Origin of the sequence: Brevundimonas sp. (assembly GCF_036677305.1) — a bacterium.
Lineage (GTDB): Bacteria > Pseudomonadota > Alphaproteobacteria > Caulobacterales > Caulobacteraceae > Brevundimonas.
This window is the reverse complement of sequence record NZ_JAKFEB010000205.1, coordinates 1-3,664: the sequence shown is the minus strand read 5'-3', so window position 1 is coordinate 3,664 and position 3,664 is coordinate 1. Positions and strand designations below refer to the sequence as shown.

The 3,664-nt window shown below is 68.8% G+C and carries 4 protein-coding genes and 1 pseudogene; 2 read left to right on the top strand and 3 right to left on the bottom strand.

The features are described 5' to 3' along the window. On the bottom strand, nt 1-230 hold a 230-nt coding region (locus tag V6M42_RS11990; RefSeq protein ID WP_332678653.1), incomplete at its 3' end, for a ferritin-like domain-containing protein. Nucleotides 231-390: 160 nt separating this feature from the next. Continuing rightward, on the bottom strand, nt 391-576 hold the full coding sequence (locus tag V6M42_RS11985) for a (2Fe-2S)-binding protein (protein ID WP_332657489.1): 186 nt from the start codon (nt 574-576) through the stop codon (nt 391-393). Between the two features lie 116 nt (nt 577-692). Between V6M42_RS11985 and thiE the strand changes: the two genes are divergently transcribed. Together thiE and V6M42_RS11975 are read left to right on the top strand one after the other, a co-directional pair. Beyond that, nucleotides 693-1,352: a thiamine phosphate synthase gene (gene thiE / locus V6M42_RS11980; RefSeq protein WP_332678651.1), complete on the top strand. Its 660-nt coding sequence runs from the start codon at nt 693-695 to the stop codon at nt 1,350-1,352. A gap of 72 nt (nt 1,353-1,424) precedes the next feature. Next, the gene (locus V6M42_RS11975; protein WP_332678650.1) at nt 1,425-3,101 is read left to right on the top strand and encodes a sensor histidine kinase; all 1,677 of its coding nucleotides are present in this window, start codon (nt 1,425-1,427) and stop codon (nt 3,099-3,101) included. 196 nt (nt 3,102-3,297) lie between these two features. Here the strand turns inward: V6M42_RS11975 and V6M42_RS11970 are convergent. Then, nucleotides 3,298-3,664, bottom strand: a pseudogene (locus V6M42_RS11970) (hypothetical protein); the annotation flags it as partial.

The window sequence follows — 3,664 nt, the reverse complement described above, 5'->3', positions numbered from 1 at the left end:
AGCTTGTGCAGGTCCTGCATGTTCGGCAGGCCGTCGAGGAACAGGACGCGCTTGATCAGCTTGTCGGCGTGTTTCATCTCGCCGATCGACTCGTCGTAGATGATCTGGCCGAGATGCTTCAGGCCCCAGCTCTCGAACATCCGCGCGTGCAGGAAATACTGGTTCACCGCCGTCAGTTCGTTGGTCAGAACCGCGTTGAGCGTGCGGATGATCGCGGGATCGCCCTTCATTGTCGTATTCCTGTCAGCGGCGCGCCGGTCAGCCCGACCGTCGTGAATCACCGGCTGTGAACGCCCATTTTAACACGCAAACGGGCATTGTGTTCACATGCGAACACTTCTCACGACATTGAAAATGCGAATGAATCTCCCCTGAGGGAGACTGGGGGACCTATTCGGCCGCCATGGCGAAGGTCTCGCGTGCTTCGTCGATCATCTCGCGCATTTCGCATACGCATCGGGCGCACTGCACCGCGCACTGGTTGCGGGTGAAGATGTCGCGCGGACGCGTGGCGCCGGCCTCGATGGCGGCGGCGACATCCCGTTTGCGAAGGCCGTTGCAGTTGCAGACGTACAAGGCGAACCCGAAGGCTTGTTGCGAATGGTTCTTCTTAACAGGCAAATCGTGGCAAATGCAAGTCGTTCGCAGAGGTGCAGTTGACGCAGGCGCGCGTCCGTCGCACTTCGCGGGTCATGGCCAAGCCCCCCGTCGTCCCCACCCGTCCGCCCTGTCAGCTGTATCTGATCACCCCTCCGGCGATCCCCGATCTGGCCGCGTTCGCAAACGATCTGGAAGCGGCGCTGGACGCGGGCGAGGTCGCGGCGCTGCAGATCCGGCTCAAGGACGTCGACGACGCCGCGGTCTTGGCCGCAGTCGCGGCGCTGAAGCCGATCGCCCAGGCGCGCGGCGTGGCGGTCATTCTCAACGACCGGCCCGATCTGGCGGCCCGATCAGGCTGCGACGGCGTCCATCTGGGGCAGGGCGACGCCTCCCTGTCCGAAGCGCGGGCGATCATGGGACGCGACGCCATGATCGGCGTGACCTGCCACGACAGCCGCGAGCTGGCGATGGACGCGGCCGAAGCCGGAGCGGACTACGTCGCCTTCGGCGCCTTCTTCCCGACGACGACCAAGGAGACGGTCTTTCGGCCCGATCCCGAAATCCTGACCATCTGGCAGGAAACCGTGGAGGTGCCCTGTGTCGCCATCGGCGGGATCACGGCCGCGAACGCGGGTGCGCTGGCCGGCGCCGGCGCCGACTTCGTGGCGGTCAGTTCGGCGGTCTGGACTCATCCGGACGGGCCGGCCGCAGCGGTGCGAGAACTGACGGAACTATTGAAGGCAAACGCCTGACCTTCAGGGGATATTAGGAAGCGCGGGCCTAAGGGAACGGCACAGGCTGTCGTTCCGGGACCAGATATGCAGATGAGCCGCGCGCTCGAACCCTTGGAGCCTGCTCCCGGCGTGCCAACGCCCGCGGCGCCGCGCGCCCGGGACGGTTCGCGTCCGACCAGCGGCGTCGGCCCGCCCCTCGCACCGATTTTCACCGCCATGGCGGTTATGGTTCTGGTCGTCCTGGCCCTCAGTTTCGCCCGGTCCGCCGGCGTGGTCGCCGCCCTGTGGGGCGCTGGCGGTCTGGCTGTCGCGGTCTGGCTGCGGACATCGCGCGGACCTCTCTACGATCTGTCGTTCGGCGCCCTCGTCGCCATGGGAATAGCGGCAGGCGAGCTGCTGGCGGGCAATTCGACCCTGCTGACGGTGATGTTCACCGTCGCCAACATGCTGGAAATCTATGTCTGCGTTCTGCTGGCGCGGCGGTTCGCGCCCACGCTGAACCTCGCCTCCGTCCAGGGCGCGTGCCGCTTTCTGGTCAGCGCGGCCGTCCTGGGGCCTCTGCCGGCCGCCCTGTTTGCGGGCGCCATGCTGTGGTGGATGAACGGCGCTGACTTCCTCGACAGCGTCCAGACCTGGTGGTTCGGCCACGCCCTGGGCGTCGCGGTGCTGGCCAGTTTCGGCCTGGCGCTCACCAAACGCGAGATCGTCCGGTTCCGCGCGCCGGCCCGCACCATCGAAGCGATCGTCCTTCTGAGCCTGCTGACAGCGCTCTGCATTGTCGTCTTTTCGCAGCAGATGCCGATCGGCTTCATCACCATGCCCCTGCTGCTGTTGATCGCCGTCCGGCTCCGGATGCTGGGCGTCACCGCAGCCCTCGTCATCATCTCAATCCTGGCCGTCGGCGGAAGCATGCGCGGCCTCGGCCCGTACGGCATCGCGTTCGAGGGCCCGGACCGCGCCATGATGGCGCAGTTGCTGATCCTGTTCGGCTATCTGCCGATCATGCTGGTCGCGGCCCTGCTGGAAGAGCGGGACCGCCTGTCGGATCGGGCCAAGGCCGGTCAGGTGCGCGCCGAACGCGCCTCCGAAGCCAAGTCCCGCCTGCTCGCCAACGTCGCCCACGAGATCAAGAGTCCCGTCGGCGGGGTGATCGGCATCGGCGAACTGTGGAAGACCGGACAGCTTGGAGCCATCACACCCACCCAGGGGGAAATGGCCGAGATGCTGGTCAAGACGGCGCGTCAGGTCGAGGCGCTGGCTCACGACCTGCTGGACGTCGCCCGCGCCGAGTCCGGTGCGGTGAAGGTCGAACTGCGCCCCACCGATGTGCCCGGCGTGCTGGAAGACGTGAAACGGGCCGTGGCCCTGCGGCCCGAATCCGAAGGCGTACGGCTTGAGGTCGTCAGCGAAGGCGACGGCCTGATCGCCCTGGCCGATTCCCAGCGCCTGACGCAGGTCATCTCCAATCTCGCTTCCAACGCCGTCAAATACGGTGGGTCCGGGGGCGTCGTCACCTTCCGCGCAAGCAAGGTCTATGACGGCGTGCGGATCGAGGTCTCCGACCGCGGCCCCGGTCTTTCCCCCGAGAAGCAGGCCCAGCTGTTCGAACCGTTCAACCGCCTGGGCCTGGAGCGGTCCGCGGTCGAGGGGCACGGCATCGGCCTGGCCCTGGCCAAACGCCTCGTCGAATTGCAGGGCGGCTCCATCGGCGTGACCTCGACGCCGGGCGAGGGCGCGACCTTCTGGGTCGAGATGCCCGCCGCCTGATCGCGGAAAGCTGACGCGTCAGGGCCTTGCCGTTCGTGGGCTGAGGCGCGAAGGTCGACTCCATGAAAGTCTGCCTGTCCACCGCCGCCGCCGTCCTCGCCATGGCCGGCGCCGCCCACGCCCAGACCCCTCCGGCGGCCCCGCCGACCAGCAGTCTGACGCGCGACCTGAACAGCGGCCCGCCCGTCCCCGCCGCCTATATCGCCCCGCCGCCGGCCGCGGTCGCGACGCCCGCGCCGAGACCCGCCGTTCCCGCCACGGCCGCGCCTTCCAGCGTCCCGACGCCCCGGCCCGCTCCCACCACGGCTGCGCCCGCCCTCGCGGCGCCCGTCGTCCGATCCGCCCCGGCGACAGCCTCGCCGCCCTCCTCGTCCGGCCCGGTTTCAGCGCCGACCGCGACCCCGTCGCCCCGGGCGACTCCTGGCCCTGCCAGCCCGGCGACCCAGCCCCGCGCGACGCCGACCCCTTCCGCGACCGCCGCCCCCGCGCGCCCCGCGCCACCGCTCCCGACGGGCCCGGTGGCCGGGTCGGCATTGCCCGCGGCGGCTCCTGTGGCCACGCTG